17 protein-coding genes and 1 other RNA gene are annotated in these 16,812 nt (G+C 71.1%); 3 read left to right on the top strand and 15 right to left on the bottom strand.

All coding sequences use genetic code 11. The features are described 5' to 3' along the window. Positions 1-118 precede the first annotated feature (118 nt). The 8 genes from rpiA to SLW56_RS13115 all read right to left on the bottom strand — a co-directional run bounded on the left by rpiA (position 119) and on the right by SLW56_RS13115 (position 5,985). On the bottom strand, positions 119-766 hold the full coding sequence (gene rpiA / locus SLW56_RS13080) for a ribose-5-phosphate isomerase RpiA (RefSeq protein WP_320694959.1): 648 nt from the start codon (positions 764-766) through the stop codon (positions 119-121). A gap of 100 nt (positions 767-866) precedes the next feature. Next, a complete protein-coding gene (locus tag SLW56_RS13085; RefSeq protein WP_017910441.1) occupies positions 867-1,337 on the bottom strand; it encodes an EVE domain-containing protein in 471 nt (156 codons plus the stop codon). After that, positions 1,334-1,927 (bottom strand): 5-formyltetrahydrofolate cyclo-ligase, encoded by a 594-nt coding sequence (locus tag SLW56_RS13090; RefSeq protein ID WP_267092748.1) that lies wholly within the window; start codon positions 1,925-1,927, stop codon positions 1,334-1,336. Before SLW56_RS13090 ends, SLW56_RS13085 begins: the two co-directional genes overlap by 4 nt. A 73-nt stretch (positions 1,928-2,000) precedes the next feature. Continuing rightward, complete coding sequence (locus SLW56_RS13095; protein ID WP_267122071.1) at positions 2,001-2,780, bottom strand: thioesterase family protein; 780 nt, start codon at positions 2,778-2,780, stop codon at positions 2,001-2,003. 159 nt (positions 2,781-2,939) lie between these two features. Then, positions 2,940-3,124, bottom strand: a non-coding RNA gene (gene ssrS, locus SLW56_RS13100) — 6S RNA. Between the two features lie 98 nt (positions 3,125-3,222). Next, on the bottom strand, positions 3,223-3,516 hold the full coding sequence (locus tag SLW56_RS13105) for a cell division protein ZapA (RefSeq protein WP_152240002.1): 294 nt from the start codon (positions 3,514-3,516) through the stop codon (positions 3,223-3,225). Further along, complete coding sequence (locus SLW56_RS13110; protein WP_017910437.1) at positions 3,513-3,734, bottom strand: TIGR02449 family protein; 222 nt, start codon at positions 3,732-3,734, stop codon at positions 3,513-3,515. The genes SLW56_RS13105 and SLW56_RS13110 overlap by 4 nt, the downstream gene beginning before the upstream one ends. Positions 3,735-3,801: 67 nt before the next feature. Then, positions 3,802-5,985 carry a GGDEF and EAL domain-containing protein gene (locus SLW56_RS13115; protein ID WP_295963344.1) on the bottom strand — a complete coding sequence of 728 codons (2,184 nt, stop codon included), beginning with the start codon at positions 5,983-5,985 and terminating at the stop codon, positions 3,802-3,804. 209 nt (positions 5,986-6,194) lie between these two features. Between SLW56_RS13115 and SLW56_RS13120 the strand changes: the two genes are divergently transcribed. The 3 genes from SLW56_RS13120 (at position 6,195) to SLW56_RS13130 (ending at position 9,274) form a co-directional block, all read left to right on the top strand. Then, complete coding sequence (locus tag SLW56_RS13120) at positions 6,195-6,740, top strand: YecA family protein (RefSeq protein ID WP_043094872.1); 546 nt, start codon at positions 6,195-6,197, stop codon at positions 6,738-6,740. Next, entirely contained in the window at positions 6,740-8,071 is a 1,332-nt protein-coding gene (locus SLW56_RS13125; RefSeq protein ID WP_152240000.1) for an aminopeptidase P N-terminal domain-containing protein, read from the top strand. The genes SLW56_RS13120 and SLW56_RS13125 overlap by 1 nt, the downstream gene beginning before the upstream one ends. Before the next feature lie 201 nt (positions 8,072-8,272). Next, on the top strand, positions 8,273-9,274 hold the full coding sequence (locus SLW56_RS13130) for a hypothetical protein (RefSeq protein ID WP_152239999.1): 1,002 nt from the start codon (positions 8,273-8,275) through the stop codon (positions 9,272-9,274). Positions 9,275-9,289: 15 nt separating this feature from the next. Here SLW56_RS13130 and pepQ read toward each other — a convergent pair whose 3' ends face one another. The 7 genes from pepQ to rph all read right to left on the bottom strand — a co-directional run bounded on the left by pepQ (position 9,290) and on the right by rph (position 16,777). After that, on the bottom strand, positions 9,290-10,612 hold the full coding sequence (gene pepQ, locus SLW56_RS13135; RefSeq protein ID WP_152239998.1) for a Xaa-Pro dipeptidase: 1,323 nt from the start codon (positions 10,610-10,612) through the stop codon (positions 9,290-9,292). 288 nt (positions 10,613-10,900) lie between these two features. After that, a complete protein-coding gene (locus SLW56_RS13140) occupies positions 10,901-11,242 on the bottom strand; it encodes a PilZ domain-containing protein (RefSeq protein ID WP_026143711.1) in 342 nt (113 codons plus the stop codon). Then, positions 11,239-13,620: a DUF1631 domain-containing protein gene (locus SLW56_RS13145; protein ID WP_320694960.1), complete on the bottom strand. Its 2,382-nt coding sequence runs from the start codon at positions 13,618-13,620 to the stop codon at positions 11,239-11,241. Before SLW56_RS13145 ends, SLW56_RS13140 begins: the two co-directional genes overlap by 4 nt. A 75-nt stretch (positions 13,621-13,695) precedes the next feature. Then, complete coding sequence (gene hemW / locus SLW56_RS13150) at positions 13,696-14,925, bottom strand: radical SAM family heme chaperone HemW (protein ID WP_320694967.1); 1,230 nt, start codon at positions 14,923-14,925, stop codon at positions 13,696-13,698. A gap of 132 nt (positions 14,926-15,057) precedes the next feature. Then, positions 15,058-15,669 carry an RdgB/HAM1 family non-canonical purine NTP pyrophosphatase gene (rdgB, locus tag SLW56_RS13155; protein ID WP_152239995.1) on the bottom strand — a complete coding sequence of 204 codons (612 nt, stop codon included), beginning with the start codon at positions 15,667-15,669 and terminating at the stop codon, positions 15,058-15,060. Beyond that, positions 15,666-16,055: a VOC family protein gene (locus SLW56_RS13160; RefSeq protein ID WP_017907633.1), complete on the bottom strand. Its 390-nt coding sequence runs from the start codon at positions 16,053-16,055 to the stop codon at positions 15,666-15,668. Before SLW56_RS13160 ends, rdgB begins: the two co-directional genes overlap by 4 nt. Further along, positions 16,052-16,777 carry a ribonuclease PH gene (rph, locus tag SLW56_RS13165; RefSeq protein ID WP_010343098.1) on the bottom strand — a complete coding sequence of 242 codons (726 nt, stop codon included), beginning with the start codon at positions 16,775-16,777 and terminating at the stop codon, positions 16,052-16,054. The genes SLW56_RS13160 and rph overlap by 4 nt, the downstream gene beginning before the upstream one ends. Positions 16,778-16,812: the final 35 nt, after the last annotated feature.

The following is a 16,812-nucleotide window of genomic DNA, read 5'->3' on the forward strand; positions in this document are numbered from 1 at the left end:
GTGTGGCGTCAAGAGCGGGGATTGGGGATTCGGGATTGGGGATTCGCAAGAGCCAGGATTCTCGCTTTTACGAATCCCCAATCACGAATCCCCAATCCCGCGCGCGCGCCAGCGCGCGTCAAAAGACGCGCGGCGGCTCGCCACCGACGATCACCACGTCGGCCGGGCGGCGTGCGAACAGGCCGACGCAGACCACGCCCGGGATCTGGTTCAGTTCGCGCTCGAGCGCCACCGGGTCGGTGATCGACAGGTGGTGCACGTCCAGCACCACGTTGCCGTTGTCGGTGATCACGCCGTCGCGCCAGACCGGCTGGCCGCCGGTGCGCGCCAGGATCTCGCGGGCGACCAGGCTGCGCGCCATCGGGATCACTTCGATCGGCAGCGGGAACGCGCCCAGGGTCTGCACCTGCTTGCTCGGGTCGACGATGCAGATGAAGCGCTCGCTGGCCTCGGCGATGATCTTCTCGCGGGTCAGCGCGGCGCCGCCGCCCTTGATCAGGCACTTGTTCGGATCGCACTCGTCGGCGCCGTCCACGTACAGCGACAGGTTGCCGGTCTGGTTCAGCTCCAGCACCTCGATGCCGTGCTGGCGCAGGCGCGCGGTGCTCTGCTCGGAACTGGACACCGCGCCCTTGATGCGGTGGCCGATGCGGCCGAGCGCGTCGATGAAATAGGCGACGGTGGAACCGGTGCCGACGCCGACGATCATCCCGTCCTGGACGTAGTCGATGGCTTTCTCGGCGGCAAGACGCTTGGCTTCTGACATTTGGAGAGCTCGGGAGTGGGGATTCGGGATTGGGGATTCGTGAAAAGCGGGTCGGCGGATGGGGCCGGGCGAATCCCCAATCCCCACTCCCGAATCCCGGCTATTCGAGCGAAAGCAGCAGCTTCCACTGCGCGGCGCTGACCGGGAACACGGACAGGCGGTTGCCGCGGGCGACCAGCGGGAAGCCCTCGCCCAGCGCATCGGCGTGCTGCTTGATCTCGTCCAGGGCGATGGTGCGCGCCAGCTTGCGTTCGAACGCCACGTCCACCAGGTACCAGCGCGGCTGCTCCTGGGTGGCCTTGGGGTCGTGGTAGTCGGAGGACGGGTCGAACTGGGTGGCGTCGGGATAGGCCTGGCTGGCCACGCGCGCCACGCCGACGATGCCCGGCACCTTGCAGTTGGAGTGGTAGAACAGGATGCCGTCGCCGACCTTCATGCCGTCGCGCATGAAGTTGCGCGCCTGGTAGTTGCGCACGCCGTTCCAGGGTTCGGTGCCGACCCGCTGCAGGTCGTCGATCGAGAAGGCGTCCGGTTCGGACTTCATCAGCCAATAGCGGGTGCGTGCGGTCATGCGGGGGAATCGGGCGCGGTCGACAGGGTGAGGGATTCGGTGCAGACCGCGTCCAGCGCCACGTCCCAGGCCGCCAGCGGCAAAGCCGCGACCTGTTGCGCGTCGAAGGCGGCCCCGACCAGCCAGGGCGGCGGAGCCTGCCGCTGGCGGAAAGCGAAGCTGCGATCATACCAGCCGCCTCCCATGCCCAGGCGGCCGCCGGCGGTGTCGAAGCCGACCAGCGGCGTCACCACCAGCGCCATCTGCGCCGGCGCCAGGGTCGTGGCCGGGTCGACGTCGGGTTCGGGGATGCCATAGCGGTTGGCGCGCAGCGGTTGCCCGGGGCGCCACGGCGCGAAGCGCAGGGTGTCGCCGCTGAGCATAGGCAGGCAGTACTGCACCGCCTCCGGCAGCGACAGTTGCCAGCGGTGCAGGGCGATCTCCCCGTCCATCGCCCAGTAGCCGCCGACATGGCCGTGCTGCGGCGCGAACGGCAGATCCAGCAGTCGCTGTGCCAAGGCATCGGCGGCGGCCAGGCGCACGGGCGCGGTGAGCGCGCGGCGGCGCGCGCGCAGGTCCTGGCGCAGGGAGTCGCGGTCGTCGGCGGTCATCGGGCGGGCGTGGCGAGGGAGGCCGCTATTGTCGGCGGCGGCGCGCGCACTGACCAGGGCGCCGCCGCGACGATCACGCGTAGAGCGCCACCGTCTGCCGGCCCCACAGCACCAGCCGCCCGGCCGTATCCCAGATCTGCATGTCCTGCAGCGAGTAGCCGTCCTCGGCATGCAGGCTGGCCGAGCGCAGCAGGAACCAGTCGCCGGCGCTGGCCGGCTGCGGGAAGTCCAGGGTCCAGGTCATCGAGCTGACCGGTGCGGGTGCGGTGAAGCAGGTCATCGCGGCCGGCGGCAGGCAGTCGCCCAGTGCGACCAGAGCCACGCTTGGGTCCACGCCGGCGGCGTCGCGATGGCGCGCCCAGACCAGCAACTCCGGATCGGCCGCGGCGGACAGCGGCAGCGCGCCGCCGGCCAGGCGCATGTCGAAGTTGGCGACGAAGGCCGGCGTCGCCGCGCTGTCGGCGATCGGCGTCGCTTCGTCGGGACCGACCACCGCCGGCCGTGCCGGCAGGAAGTCGTGGGCGATGCGGCTGGCGCGCGGCTGCGCGAACAGCAAGGCCGCGCGCAGGGCGACCTGCCCGTCGGCCAGACAATCGACGCCCACGGAGGTGGCGGACTTGCCCTGGCGCAGCACCTGCGCATCGAAGCGCAGGCTGCCGTCGGCCGGACCGACGAAGCCGATGTGCGCCGACTTCAGCGGCGGCAACGCGGACGGCGCCGTGCGCAGCGCGGCCTGCAGCGCCAGCGCCGCGGACAGGCCGCCGAAGGCGGTGCGGCCTTGTCTCCAACTGGCGGGGACGTCGAATCCCGCGGCGGGGTCGAAGCGGTCGAGGATCTGGGCGAGCGTCGGCAATCCGGGATCTCCGTGATGGGGCGACCAGTATCCCGGGTTTCGGTCGGTGCGAGAACGCGTGGCACCTGCAATGCGCCGGCGACGACGGCGTGGTGAAGGCGCACGCTGCGGGCGCACAAAAGGAAACGGCGCCTTGCGGCGCCGCTTCCTGGAAAAATTGCATTCTCCGCCGTGACGATGCGTGCGAAACGACCTTGAACCCGGGGTTCAAGTGGGATGGCTGGAGAATCATCGGGCTTCCCGCTACGAGGCGGACCTGCACTCCCGATTCCGTCGCCACCCCGTGGTCGTCATTAAGGGACAAGGCGAATGTTTGCACACGCTGTCGTTCACAGCAGAGAACGCAAGTGGAGTATAGCGCCGTGATCGCGCTTGGCTAGTCCGTTCGTCGGTCCTTCGGTACGTTGCAATTCACGTTGATGATCGCAGCGCCACGTGCGGATCAGCGCGTCGTATCGACCACGCTGTCCAGGCGCCGATTGAGATCGGCGAGTGTGCGCGCCATCTCGCGTTCGTGCTTGGCCTGTTCGTCGCGCAGTTGCTGCAACTCGTGCGCCAAGTTCAGTGCCGCGAGGACGGCGACGCGGTCCACCGCGGCCATGCGGTTGCTGCCGCGCACCTCGCGCATCTTCGCGTCGAGCAGGCGCGCGGCGGCGAGCAGGCCGTCGCGTTCTTCGGCCTCGACGCCGACGGTGTATTCGCGGTCGAGGATGCGGACGCTGACCGGCTCGCTCACGTGTGCTGCTCCAGGGACTTCAGTCGGGCGATCATCGCTTCCACGCGCGAACGCGCCTGTTCGTTCTTGGTCAGCAACTGCGAGCGCTCGCCGATCAGGTGTTCCTGCTGCTGGCGCAGGCTGCGGTTCTCGTCGGACAGGCGCTGGCAGCGCTCGACCAGCGTTTCCACGCGTGCGGCAAGGGCGCGAAGCTCGGCGAGGGCGTCAGGGCTGTCCATGGCGCTCACGATAGGCATGCGCCCGAGGGGCGGTCAAGACGCCGCGCGGCGGCGCCATGGCCGGCGCTCAGGCAGGCAGCCGCAGCGGTTGCTGCAGCAGGCGCAGGCAGGCGTCCGGCTCCAGCGCCGGCGCCACCAGGTGGCCCTGGATCTCGTCGCAGCCGTGCGCGCGCAGGAACGCCAGCTGCCCGGCGTCCTCGACGCCCTCGGCCACCACCTTCAGCGCCAGCGAGTGGCCCATCGCGATGATGGTGCTGGTGATCGCCTCGTCGTCCGGGTCGCGGGTGAGGTCGCCGATGAATTCCTGGTCGATCTTCAGGGTGTTGATCGGCAGCCGCTTCAGGTAGGCCAGCGACGAATAGCCGGTGCCGAAGTCGTCGATGGCCAGGGTCAGCCCCAGCTCGCGGCAGGCGCGCAGCAGCGCGGCGTTCTTGCCGACCTGCGACATCACCACGCTCTCGGTCAGTTCCAGTTCGATGTTGGCCGCCGGCACGCCGGTTTCGGCGAGGATCCCGGCCATCAGTTCCGGCAGGTTGCCGCGCTCGAGCTGGATCGCCGAGACGTTCACCGACATGCACAGATCGGTCAGCCCCATCCGCCGCCAGTCGCGCAACGCGCTGCAGGCCTGGCGCAGCACCCACTCGCCGATCTCCAGGATCAACCCGGTCTCCTCGGCCAGCGGGATGAACTGGCTCGGCGAGACCGGCCCGAAATCGGCGCTGTGCCAGCGCAGCAGCGCTTCCACGCCGACCACCCGCTGCGTGCGCAGCGAGTAGCGCGGCTGGTAGACCAGCTTCAGTTCCTGATCCAGCGGGATCTTGCGCAGCGTGCTGGCCAGGGTGGCGCGGTGGCGGGTGGCTTCGTCCATGCGCGCCGAGTACACCTGCGCGTTGCGGCGCCCGGCGGCCTTGGCCTGGTACATCGCGGTATCGGCGTGCTTGAGCAGCTCGCTCGGCAGCAGCGCGTGCTGCGGGAACAGGGAGATGCCGATGGAGGTGGAGACCGCGACCTCGCGGCGTTCGTCCAGCCGCAGCGGCGCCTCGAACGCGGCCAGCACGCGGGCGGCCACCGCCTCGGCCTCGCCCTGGCTGACGATGTCTTCGACCACCACGGTGAATTCGTCGCCGGCCAGGCGCGCCACCGTGTGCTGCGGTCCCACCGCCTGCTGCAGGCGTTCGGCCACTGCGCGCAGCACGCGATCGCCGACCGCGTGGCCGAGCGAATCGTTGATGTCCTTGAAGCGGTCCAGATCCAGGAACAGCACCGCGACCGAGCCGGCCTGGCGCCGCGCCCGCACGATCGCCCGCGCCAGGCGTTCGGACAGCAGCGCACGGTTGGGCAGGCTGGTCAGCGTGTCGTAGTTGGCCAGATAGCGCAGTTCCTGCTCGGCGCGCTTCTGCTCGGTGATGTCTTCCAGTACCACCACCTGGAAGCTCTGGCGGCCGTCGGCGTCGACCACGGTATTGCGGCGCAGGTGGCAGAGGATTTCCTGGCCGTCCTTGCGCCGCTTCCAGGCCTCGCCGCGCCAATGCCGGCCGTGGTCGGCCACCGGGGCCGCCGGCGTTTCCGGCGCGTGGTCGATCAGCGCCATCGGCTGGCCCAGTACCTCGCGCTCGCTGTAGCCGGTGATGCGGGTGAAGGCCGGGTTGACCGAGATGAAGCGGCGGTCCTCGTCGAGCACGGCGACGGCCTCGCCCATGCTGCGCAGCACTTCGGCGGCGATGCGCCGTTCCAGGTCGGCCTGGCGGTGCGAGGTGATGTCGCGTGCGGTGCCGGCGAGCCGGCGCGGCGCGCCGCTGGCGTCGTAGTCCACCACGCGGCCGCGCACCCGCGCCCAGTGCCAGACCCCGTCGCCGGCCAGGTCCACCCGGTACTCGGCGGTGTAGATCGCGGTCAGGCCCTGCAGGTGCTCCTGCAGCACCTGCCGCGCCTGCTGCATGTCGTCGGGATGGATCCGTAGTGGTTCGTTCTCGCGGATCACCAGGCCGATGTCCTGCGCGTGCGGCGTGGCCTCGTCGGCGCGCATCAGCCGCAACCTGCGCTGTTGCAGGTCGTAATCCCAGAAGTGTTCGCCCGAGGCCCACAGCGCCAGCTTCAGGTGCTGGTCGCGTTGTTGCAGTTGCGCGTGCCGTTGCAGTTGCTCGCGCAGGCGCCGACGCGAACGCAGCGCGAACAGCGCCGCCACCCCGCCGGCCGCCAGCGCGGCGAGCGCGACCAGCGGCCATGCGGCCAGCAAGGTCTCGCCGAACAAGGCGAGGCCGGTTCTTTCCGCAGCTCCTGCAGCAACGTGCTCCAATGGCATGGCGGAAAGTGACTTCTGTCAAAGAACGGGTGGTGGAGTGTAGGCGCGTGCCGGAAGCCACTACAAGCGGCGGCGCACACGCGGTTGCTACACTGCGCAGTCCCGATTCCGCCGCAGGCCTCGACAGGCCCGCGGCCAGCGCCCGACAGGCTTGCTCCATGACCGAACTTCCCACTGCCGACCAGATCGCCGATGCCAGCCGGACGCTTGGCCTGGCTGCGTCGGCGGCCGAACTGCACGGCGGCCTGTGCGGCTGGCTGGCCGGTGGCGGCGCCGAATTGCCGGCATGGCCGGCGGCCGTGCTCGCCGACGCCAGCCTCGCCGCGCCGCGCCCCGGCGATGCGCTGGACCGCCTGCGCGAGGCCACGACCGCGCAACTGAACGACCGCGATTTCGGCTTCGACCTTGTGCTGGCCGATGCCGGCGCGCCGCTGCCCGAGCGCGCCGACGCGCTGTTCGACTGGTGCCGCGGCTTTCTCGGCGGCTTCGGCCTGGCCGCAGGGGCCGCGCCGCCGCTGTCCGAGGAAGGGCAGGAAGCGCTGCAGGACGTGGCGCGTCTGGCCCAGGCCAGCGCCGACGATTTCGACAGCGGCGACGAGGACGAGGACGCGCTGGCCGAGATCGAGGAGTTCGTGCGCGTGGCGGTGCTGCTGCTGCACAGCGACTGCGTGCTCGGCCCGCGCCACCGGCAGCGCCTGAACTGATGAAGCGGCTCACCGGGATTTCCTCCGGCGAGTACGTGCGCCGGCGCCGTCATTTGATGGACATGGCCGGCGAGCAGGCCATCCTGGTGCTGCCCAGCGCACCGGAGCGGGTGCGCAGCCACGACACGCACTACCCGTACCGGCAGGATTCGGACTTCTGGTATCTGTGCGGGTTCGCCGAGCCGGACGCGGTGCTGGTGCTGGTGCCCGGTCGCCGCCATGGCGAGGCGCTGTTGTTCTGTCGCGAACGCGACCCCGAGCGCGAAGCCTGGGACGGCCCGCGGGCGGGCCAGGAAGGCGCGGTCGAGCGCTATGGCATGGACGATGCCTATCCGATCGACGACCTCGATGAGATCCTGCCCGGGCTGCTGGAAGGCCGCTCGCGGGTGTATTACCACTTCGGCCGCGACGTCGATTTCGACCTGAAGCTGATCGGTTGGGTCAAGCGCGTGCGCGAGCAGGTGCGGCATGGCGCGCAGCCGCCGCACGAGTTCCTGGAACTGGGCCATCTGCTGCACGAACAGCGCCTGTTCAAATCGCGCGACGAGATCGCGCTGATGCAGGTCGCTGCGGACCTGAGCGTGGCCGGGCACCGCGCGGCGATGCGGCTGGCGCGGCCGGGCGTGCACGAATACCAACTGCAGGCCGAGATCGAGCGCGAATTCCGCGCCGGTGACGCCTGGCCGGCCTACGGCAGCATCGTCGGCAGCGGCCACAACGCCTGCGTGCTGCATTACCGCGCCAACGCCGCGCGCCTGCGCGACGGCGACCTGGTGCTGGTCGATGCGGGCGCCGAATACCGCGGCTATGCCGCCGACATCACCCGCACCTTCCCGGCCAACGGCCGCTTCAGCACCGAACAACGCGCGCTGCACGACCTGGTCGGTGCCGCGCACGCCGCCGCGCTGGCGCAGGCGCGCCCGGGCGTGGCCTACGAGGCCGGACACCTGGCCGCGGTGCAGACCCTGACCGAAGGCCTGCTGCGGCTGGGCCTGCTCAAGGGCAGCGTCGAGCAGAACCTGGCCAGCGGCGACTACCGGCGCTTCTACCGGCACAAGACCGGGCACTGGCTGGGCCTGGACGTGCACGATGTCGGCGACTACCGGCTGGCCGGCGAATCGCGCCTGCTCGAGCCGGGCATGGTGTTCACCATCGAACCCGGCCTGTACGTGTCGCCGGACGACAAGGACGTCGACCCGAAGTGGCGGGGCATCGGCATCCGCACCGAGGACGACGTGCTGATCACCGACGACGGCCATCGCGTGCTCACCGATGCCCTGGCGCGCAGCGCCGAGGAGATCGAGGCGTGGATGGCTGGGAATGGGGAATAGGGAAACGGGAAACGGGAATGGGAAAAGCGGTCGCCGCGCGCGGAAAGGTCGGCTAGCAGACCTGGCGCGTTTGCCGTTGCGAATCCCCAATCCCGGCGGCGGCCGTCAGGCCGCCGCGGCAGACTGACGCCGCCCCCTTGCGTGCAGGCGGCCGGTTGCGCACAGTGACCGGCTGAACAAGGGGGATTCATGAAGATGTGGATGCGATGCCTGCTGGCGGCAGGACTGTGCGTGGCCGTCGCAGCGCAGGCGCACGCGCAGCAAGTGGCCGCGCCGGCGGCGCCAGCCGATGCTGCGCCCGCGGCGACGCAGGCACCTGTGCCTGCTGCGGTGCCCACGCTGGCGCTGGACGATCTAGAGACGTTGCTGTCGCTGCGCGCTGCGCCGGAGGCCCGCGCGCAGATGCTGGCGCAGGTCGTCGCGCTGGCGGGTAAGGGCGATGGCGCCTCGGCGTACGTGTTGGGCGTGCTCTACCGCAATGGCGAGGCGCATCCGGCGCATCTGGTGCCGCGCGACCTGGACACGGCCCGCTACTGGCTGGAGCGCTGCCTGGGCATGCCGCGCTGCCCGCTGCTCGCGTTGGCGTCGCTGGCCGAGCTGGAACTGTCCGCCGGCAATGCCAAGCCGGCGCTGCAATGGGCGCAGGGCTGGGTGGCGCTGGACCGCGAGTTCACCACGCGGGCGCGCGAGATCGAAGGCCGCCGTGTGCGGCCCAGTCAGCGCAATCGCGATACCGCCTACCATGCCTACCTCCTGGAGCGCTGCTATGCGGCGATGCCGAGCGGCGACCGCGACGCGATCGGCCTGGCCTGGTTCAACGCGTTCCGCGTGCAGTGGGGCCGGGTCCTGGACCGGATGCTGTTCGCGCAGCTCGATGCGCTGCAGGCGCAGGATGGCGAGGAGGCTGGCGGGCTGACTGCGCGTGCCGAGAATCAACGGCGCAAGACCGTGCTGGACAGCCCGATGGACCTGCCGGTCACGCCGGCGTTGAGCCTGTTCCTGATGCGCGGCGATCCGCAGGGCGGACGTCCCGAGTCCGCCCTGGTGCTGGAGGCGCTGCCTTCGCCGAACGCGGCACGTGGACTCGAAGCGCTGGCACGCGATTTCAAGACCGCGCCGTATCCGGCCGCCGCCGGGCAGCGCCGCTACGACCTGATCCCGATGAGCTTCAATCGCGGCCCGTACGCGCTGACCGGCAAGTGACCGTGGCGGCGGCCATCAGGCCGCCGCAAACACCGGCCGCGTCAGGTTCTCGGGTGCGTCCTCGGTGCACGCCACTTCGTCCTCGATGCGGATGCCGCCGTAGGGCTTGAACTGCGCCACCCGCGCCCAGTCGACGCTGCCGCCATGGCCGGCCTGCTTGAGGTCGTCGAGCAGCATGTCGATGAAGTACAGGCCCGGCTCGATCGTCACCACCATGCCAGGTTCCAGGGTGCGGGTCATCCGCAGGTAGGGATGGCCGTCGGGGCGTTCGATGCGGCCGCCGCGGTCGCTGGCGGCGAAACCGGCGACGTCGTGCACCTGCAGGCCGATCGGGTGGCCCAGGCCGTGCGGGAAGAATGCGGCGCTGACGCCGGTGGCCACCGCGGTTTCCGGCGACACGGTGAGCACGCCGGCGTCCTTCAGCACGCCCATCAACGCCAGGTGCGCGTCCAGGTGCAGTTGCCGGTAGTCGACGCCGGCGCGCACGTGCTGGCCCATGCGCTGCTGCGCGGCGTCCACCGCGTCGATCAGCGCCTGGAACTCGCTGTCGCGATCGGCGGCGTAGGTGCGGGTGATGTCGCTGGCGTAGCCGTGTGCCGAGGCGCCGGCGTCGATCAGGAAGCTGCGCAGCGGCGTCGGCGCCTGCCGCTGCAGTTCGGTGTAGTGCAGCACGGCGCCGTGTTCGTTCAATGCCACGATGTTGCCGTACGGCAGTTCGTTCGCGTCCTGGCCGACCGCGGCGCAGTAGGCCATGTGGATCTCGAACTCGCTGCGGCCGTCGCGGAACGCGGCCTCGGCGGCGCGATGGCCGCGCACCGCCGAGTGCTGCGCCTGGCGCATCAGTGCCAGCTCGTACGGCGTCTTGTAGGCGCGGTGGTATTCCAGGTAGTCCAGCACCGCCGGCGGGTTGTTCGGCACGTAGGCGCCCAGCGCGCTCTGCGGCTCGCCGAGGATCGCGCTGCGCGCGGCATCCGGCAGCAGCGCCAGCGCTTCGTCCGGGGTGCGGATCAGATGGATGTCGCAGTGCTCCACCCACCAGCCGCTGGGCGCATCCGGCACCACGTGCCAGTAGTCGCGCGGCTGGTGGAAGATCACCTGCGGGCGGCGCCCCGGCGTGTACACCAGCCAACTGTGCGGCACCCGCGTCAGCGGCAGCCAGGCCTTGAACTGCGGGTTCACCGCGAACGGATAGTCGCGATCGTCGAACACCTGGTAGTGCAGGGTGCCGCTCGGGACCACCAGGTGGTCGAAGCCACCGCGCGCCAGCGCTTCGTCGGCGCGTCGGGTCAGGGTGCGCAGGTGGTCGGGATACAGGGCGCTTGGATCGTGCTGGGGCATGGTGGCGGACTCGTTCGGCGATGCGGAAACGGGGGCGCCAAGTGTGCCGGAAACGGTGCAGGCGTGTGGACGCGCACGGACGGCCTATGCATGGCATGCGATGCCGAAGCTACGCCGGCGATGCGGGGCTTTGTCGATCTGCCGGATACTCTTTGCGGCCGATCGCGCAACGGTCGCGGATGGCCGCCGCAGGAGCGGCTTCGGCCGCGACCGAGGCGTTCCCGGGAATGCCGGTCGCGGCTGATCCGGTCACAGGGATCAGTAGCCGCACCTGCGAGGTTGATGCCGCTAGCCGCCGGTCGCAGCGTTGATCCACTGCCGCAGCAGGTCGCGATGCGCGGGGGAAATGGTCAGGAAGCGGAAGCCGGCCCAGGCCTGGCCCGGTGCGTGCGAGGGTTCGCTCCACAACAGGTGCGCGCCGATATCGATCTGCACGTCGCGGTCGGCGTGCGGTATCGCGAAGCGCAACTGGTACAGCGCGTCCTCGTGCAGCGGTGCCGAGGCGAGCAGCAGCATGCCGTGTTCGGAGACGTTGCCGAGGCGGCCGACCACGGCGTCTTCCATCAGGTCCAGCACCGGCACCATGTCCGGAACCTGGAGGCGCGGCGATCGGCGAGCGTCTGCGCTCATGCGCCCTCCATGGCGTCGTCGGCGGCGGGAACGCCGGCCAGGGTGCGCAGCGCGCGCACCGCGGCCTGCCAGGCGCGGTCGATCAGGCGGGCGCGGTCCTCGCTGACGATGCGCGCCTGTCCCTGCGCCAGCAGCCGCGCCAATCCGTCGAGCGTGTGTTCGGCGGCCTTCTGCCCGCGCTGGTTGACGAACAACGCGCGCTCGGTGATCGGGCTGTACCAGGACAGGCGCTGCCGCTTCAGGTCGCCTTGCTGGTTGACGACGAATTCGAACCAGGTGCCGAACGGCAGAGTACGCAGCCGCGCATACGCGGCCTGTTCGGCCTCGTTGCGCGGCGGCAGCGAGGGGCGCTCGCCGTCCTCGCCCTGCTCGCCGAGGCGGGTGCGCGCCTTCAGCCGCACGCTGAGTTCGGTGCGCGAGGTGGTGGCGTCGGTGCCGCCGGGCGTGGACAGGCGACGAGCGATGGCCTCGGCTTCCTGCTGGTGGTAGCCCACCTGCAGCAGCGCCTGGCCCACGCGCTCGGCCAGGGCGGCATCGGAGGCGCCCTCGCTGCGGCAGGTGACCTCGGCGATGCGCTCGGCCAGGCCGATGCGCTCGCGCCAGGTCTCCGAGTCCTCGCCCTGACGCAGCAGGGTCAGCACCAGCACGTCGGACCAGGCCTGCTGCAGCAGGGTCTGCACGAAACCCGGCGGTTGCCGGGCGCTGCACAGCGCCTCCAGGGTGGCGGTCGCGGTCTGCTTGGCCAGCTCCAGCCGTTCCTTGCCGCGCGCGGCCTCGACGTGCCGGCGCTCGGCGATCTCGGCCTTGTGCGCCAGGCTGCGCTGCTGCGCCTGGATCTCCTGGTGGGCCTGCTCGAAGACGGTCTCGTCGCCTTCGTACTCCTCGATCACGCGGTCCACGGCCTGGTTGAGCTTGAGCAGCAGCGTCGGATCGCTGTCCTCTTCGCCCAGCCAGGTGGCGCCGGATTCGGCGACGGCATTGAGCAGTTCCCGCGCCGGGTGCCGGCTGCGCGCGAAGAACGCCGGATCCTGCAGCGCGGCGCGCACCAGCGGCACCTGCAGGCGTTCCAGCAGCGCCGCGGCCGGCGCGTCGGGGCGTACCTCGCGCTCGATCTCGCCGTACAGCAGGCCGAGCAGGTCGAAGGTGTCGGCCTGCTGCGCTGCCAGGGTCGCCTGCGCGCCGTGGGTGGCGCGCAGCGCCTGCAGCAGGGCGGTCTGCACGTCGCGCAGGTGGCGGCGTCCGCGCAGCCCGCCCAGGGTGCTGTGGGCCGGCGGCTGCGCCTGCAGTTCGCCGAGGGCCTCCAACAGGCTGGCGGTCGGCACCGGGGCCGCACCGGCGGCGCTCGCCGGCCGCGCCGGAAGCGCGGCGGCACCGGCGGTCTCAGTCGTGGGCGCCGCCGCGGCGGGCACGGCCTTGGCGCGCGCCGCGGTCAGCAACTGGCGCAGGGTGGCCAGGTCCGGGCCGCTGGCGGCCGGTTCCGCGGCGCCGGCCGCCGCGCCCGCTGGCGGCAGCGGTGCCGTCGCGGCAGGCCCCGGCGGCACGCCCATGGCGGGTGCGGCTTGACCAGGAGTGCTGGCGTTCCCGCGGGGGCCGCTGCCGGCAGCGGGCGGCACCGCGGCGCCGGGCATGCGCGCCGCGCGCCGCGTGCCCGGGTCGACATTGGTGCTGCGCGCCACGTAGGGCAGATAGATCAGGCCGGGCAGCACCCCGGCGTGGGTCAGCAGGACATTGGCCCGTTCCACCATCTCGCCGTAGCGCGCCAGCACCTGCCGTTCGAAGGCGCGATACAGCGCCAATTGCGTGTCCAGGCCAAGGCCCAACGCTTCGCCGGCGGTGCGCAGCAGCCGGCACAGTGCGTGCGGTCCCAGCGGCAGTTGCTCGATCTCGAAGGCGGGCCGCGCCGCCAGCACGCCAAAGCGCTGGCCGAGCAACTGCAGCGGGATATTGCAGCGGATCGCCTCGCGGCGGGCGATCTCGTGCAGCACGATGTCGCGGTCGATATCCACGTCGGCGACCAGGGTCAGCATCTGCCCGGCACCTGCCTTGGCTACTCGCGGCGCAGCGGCCGTCGCCAAGGGGCTGCGGATCCCGGCCAGCCCGGCTTCCAGCTGCACCTGGTAGAACGGCGCCAGGCGCCCGCGCTGCGCGCGCACGCGTTGCGCCTCCTGGAACAGGTCCTGTTGCACCTGGCCATTGCGGGCGCGCCCGGCCTGCTCGAGCAGGTCCTGCTCCAGCTCGTCCAGGGTCGCCTGCAGCGGCAGTTCCAGGGCCTGCCACAGCAGGCTGTTCAAGGCCAGCAGGATGTCGCGCACGCGCGCCGGCAGGGCGGCGCTGGCAAGCGTCGCTGGCGGGGCCGACATGGTCGCAGACAGGGGCATCCTGTGATCGCCGTTATACTTTTCTGCGCGGTATGTAGCACGATCCGCCGCCGCAACCAAGGCGGGCGGCGCGGCTCAGGGCAGGAACAGGGCGATCACGTCGTTGGTGAACCGCCGTCCCAGCTCGGTCGGGACGGCGTGGCCGGCGTCCACCCGCAACCAGTCGCGGGCCTGCGCGGTGGCCAGGGCCGAGGCGATCGCCTGCAGCGGCAGGCCGGTGCGGGCGCTGAAGTCGCGCAGCGCGAAGCCGTCGTTGAGGCGCAGGGCGTTGAGCATGTACTCGAACGGGCGCCGCTCCGGCGCGATCCACTCGTCGCCGCCGATCGCCGCCGGCGTCCCCGCCGCGTCCAGGAACGCCTGTGGATGCTTGTGCTTCCAGCGCCGCAGGATGTTCTGTTCGGCGCCGGAGCTGATCTTGCCGTGCGCGCCAGCACCGATGCCGAGATAGTCGCCGAAGGTCCAGTAGTTGAGGTTGTGCGCGCAGCGGTAGCCGGCGCGCGCATAGGCGCTGACCTCGTACTGCGCGTAGCCGGCCTCGGCCAGCAGGGCCTGGCAGCGCTCCTGCATGTCCCAGGCGTCGTCGTCCTCGGGCATGCCCTGCGGCGGTCGCGCGGCGAACACGGTGTTCGGTTCCAGGGTGAGCTGGTAGTGGCTCAGGTGGGTCGGCTGCAGCGCCAGCGCCCGCGCGATGTCGCGCTCGGCCTCGGCCAGGGTCTGCTGTGGCAGCGCGTACATCAGGTCCACGTTGACATTGGCGTAGCCGGCGTCCTGCGCCAGCTTCACCGCACGCTCGGCCTCGGCGCCGTCGTGGATGCGGCCCAGCCGCTGCAGGGCCGCGTCGTCGAAGCTCTGGATGCCGAAGCTGAGGCGATTGACCCCAGCCGCCAGGTAGCGGTCGAAGCGGCCATGCTCGGCGGTGCCGGGGTTGGTCTCCAGGGTGATCTCCAGGCCCGGCGCGAAGCGCAGCCGGGCGCTGGCCGCCTGCAGGAAGCGGTCGATCGCCTCGGGCGGAAACAGGCTGGGCGTACCGCCGCCGAAGAATACGCTGTTGACCACACGGCCCCAGACCAGCGGCAGGTCCTGGTCCAGGTCGCGGATCAGCGCATCAACGTAGCTGTCGAACGGCAGCGCGCCCTTGGCCGCGTGCGAGTTGAAATCGCAGTACGGGCATTTGCGCACGCACCACGGCAGGTGCACGTAGAGCGACAGCGGTGGCGGCACCAGCGCCGGGGTGTCGGCGTGCGCGGACGGATCCGGGCAGGCGGTGCCGGGCGGATGCTGGCAATGGTCGTGGGCGTGCGGCATGGCGGGCGGGAATCTGGAAACGGACATGCGGGCGGTGCGGGCGCCGGAGGGTTCAGGGCTTGGCGCAGCGGCGCAGGGCAGTCTGCGCGCGCCGCGGTGTCCTGACTGGCCCGGTGCCTGCGCGCGGTGCGGTCACTCGGCGGGATGCGCCGCAAGATGGTCCGCCAGGCGCTGCTTGAGCTGCTGCAGGGCGAGGGCGCGGTGGCTGATGCGGTTCTTCAGCGCCAGCGGCATCTCGGCGGCGGTCTGGCCGTGGTCCGGATCCAGGAACACCGGGTCGTAACCATGCCCGCCGGTGCCGGCACGCGCATGCGCGATGCGGCCGCGCCAGCGGCCTTCCACCAGCAGCGGCTGCGGATCCTCGGCATGCCGCAGCAGCACCAGCACGCAGTAGAAATGCGCGCCGCGCTGCGCGTCGGGGACATCGCGCAGCGCGTCCAGCAGCTTGTCGATGTTGGCCTGCGCATTGCCGTGCTCGCCGGCGTAGCGCGCCGAATACAGGCCCGGCGCGCCGTGCAGCGCGTCCACGCAGATGCCGGAGTCGTCGGCCAGCGCCGGCAAACCAGTGACGCGGGCGGCGTGGCGCGCCTTGAGCAGCGCGTTCTCGACGAAGGTCAGGCCGGTCTCATCGGCATCGCTGACGCCGAGCGTGGATTGCGCGATCAACTCGACCCCCACGTCGTCGAGCAGGGCGTGCAGTTCTTCGAGCTTGCCGGCGTTGCTGCTGGCCAGGACCAGTTTCATGCGATGGGCTCCAGCAGATCCCAGGTGTTGCCGTACAGATCGCGGAACACCGCGACCGTGGCGTAGGGTTCGTGGCGAGGGGCTTCCAGGAATTCCACACCGGCGGCCAGCATCGCCGCATGGTCGCGCTGGAAGTCGTCGGTGTGCAGGAAGAAGCCGACCCGGCCCCCGGTCTGGTCGCCGATGCGGCTGCGCTGGGCATCGTCGCTGGCGCGCGCCAGCAGCAGCGCCGCGCCGCGCGCATCGCCGGGCCCGACCACGACCCAGCGCTTGTGGCCCTGGTCCACGTCCTCCAGCACCTGGAAGCCCAGCTTGCCGGTGTACCAGGCGATGGCCTCGTCGTAGTCGGCCACCACCAGGGTGACCAGGGCCAGGCGCCGGTTCATTGCGCCAGGGCGGCGCGCTGTGCCGCCAGCAGTTCGCCGATGCCGCGCTCGGCCAGGCCGAGCAGCGCGTCCAGTTCGTCGCGGCGGAAGGCGTGGCCCTCGGCGGTGCCCTGCAGCTCGATGAAGCCGCCGCCATCGTTCATCACCACGTTCATGTCGGTGTCGCAGTCGCTGTCCTCGGCGTAGTCCAGGTCCAGCACCGGCACGCCGCGGTACACGCCGACCGAGACCGCGGCGACCGCGCCCAGCACCACCGGCTTCTTCAGGTCGCCGCGCTTTTGCAGCCAGTTCACCGCATCCACCAGCGCCACGTAGGCGCCGGTGATGGCGGCGGTTCGGGTACCGCCGTCGGCCTGCAGCACGTCGCAGTCCAGGGTGATGGTGCGCTCGCCCAGCGCCGTGCGGTCGACGCAGGCGCGCAGCGCGCGGCCGATCAGACGCTGGATCTCCAGCGTGCGTCCGCCCTGCTTGCCGCGCGCGGCTTCGCGATCGGAACGCGAGTGGGTGGCGCGCGGCAGCATGCCGTATTCGGCGGTGACCCAGCCTTCGCCCTTGCCGCGCAAGAAGCCCGGCACGCGGTTCTCGACGCTGGCGTTGCACAGCACGCGGGTGTCGCCGAAGCTGACCAGGACCGAGCCTTCGGCGTGGCGGGTGAAGGCGCGTTCGATGCGGACCGGGCGCAACTGATCGGCCGTGCGGCCGCTGGGACGGGAGAAGGACATGCAGGGGTTCCGGGAAGGGCGGGGCCGTGCGCGGC

The organism is Xanthomonas sp. LF07-6, assembly GCF_034105445.1.
Taxonomy (GTDB): Bacteria; Pseudomonadota; Gammaproteobacteria; order Xanthomonadales; family Xanthomonadaceae; genus Xanthomonas_A; species Xanthomonas_A sontii.

Coding starts and splice junctions, on each gene's coding strand:
- rdgB (WP_152239995.1), bottom strand. CDS start 15,669: ATGAAACTGGTCCTGGCCAGCAGCAACGCCGGCAAGCTCGAAGAACTG.
- SLW56_RS13145 (WP_320694960.1), bottom strand. CDS start 13,620: ATGCCCCTGTCTGCGACCATGTCGGCCCCGCCAGCGACGCTTGCCAGC.
- hemW (WP_320694967.1), bottom strand. CDS start 14,925: ATGCCGCACGCCCACGACCATTGCCAGCATCCGCCCGGCACCGCCTGC.
- SLW56_RS13090 (WP_267092748.1), bottom strand. CDS start 1,927: ATGACCGCCGACGACCGCGACTCCCTGCGCCAGGACCTGCGCGCGCGC.
- pepQ (WP_152239998.1), bottom strand. CDS start 10,612: ATGCCCCAGCACGATCCAAGCGCCCTGTATCCCGACCACCTGCGCACC.
- SLW56_RS13160 (WP_017907633.1), bottom strand. CDS start 16,055: ATGAACCGGCGCCTGGCCCTGGTCACCCTGGTGGTGGCCGACTACGAC.
- rpiA (WP_320694959.1), bottom strand. CDS start 766: ATGTCAGAAGCCAAGCGTCTTGCCGCCGAGAAAGCCATCGACTACGTC.
- SLW56_RS13140 (WP_026143711.1), bottom strand. CDS start 11,242: ATGAGCGCAGACGCTCGCCGATCGCCGCGCCTCCAGGTTCCGGACATG.
- SLW56_RS13110 (WP_017910437.1), bottom strand. CDS start 3,734: ATGGACAGCCCTGACGCCCTCGCCGAGCTTCGCGCCCTTGCCGCACGC.
- SLW56_RS13085 (WP_017910441.1), bottom strand. CDS start 1,337: ATGACCGCACGCACCCGCTATTGGCTGATGAAGTCCGAACCGGACGCC.
- rph (WP_010343098.1), bottom strand. CDS start 16,777: ATGTCCTTCTCCCGTCCCAGCGGCCGCACGGCCGATCAGTTGCGCCCG.
- SLW56_RS13125 (WP_152240000.1), top strand. CDS start 6,740: ATGAAGCGGCTCACCGGGATTTCCTCCGGCGAGTACGTGCGCCGGCGC.
- SLW56_RS13130 (WP_152239999.1), top strand. CDS start 8,273: ATGCGATGCCTGCTGGCGGCAGGACTGTGCGTGGCCGTCGCAGCGCAG.
- SLW56_RS13120 (WP_043094872.1), top strand. CDS start 6,195: ATGACCGAACTTCCCACTGCCGACCAGATCGCCGATGCCAGCCGGACG.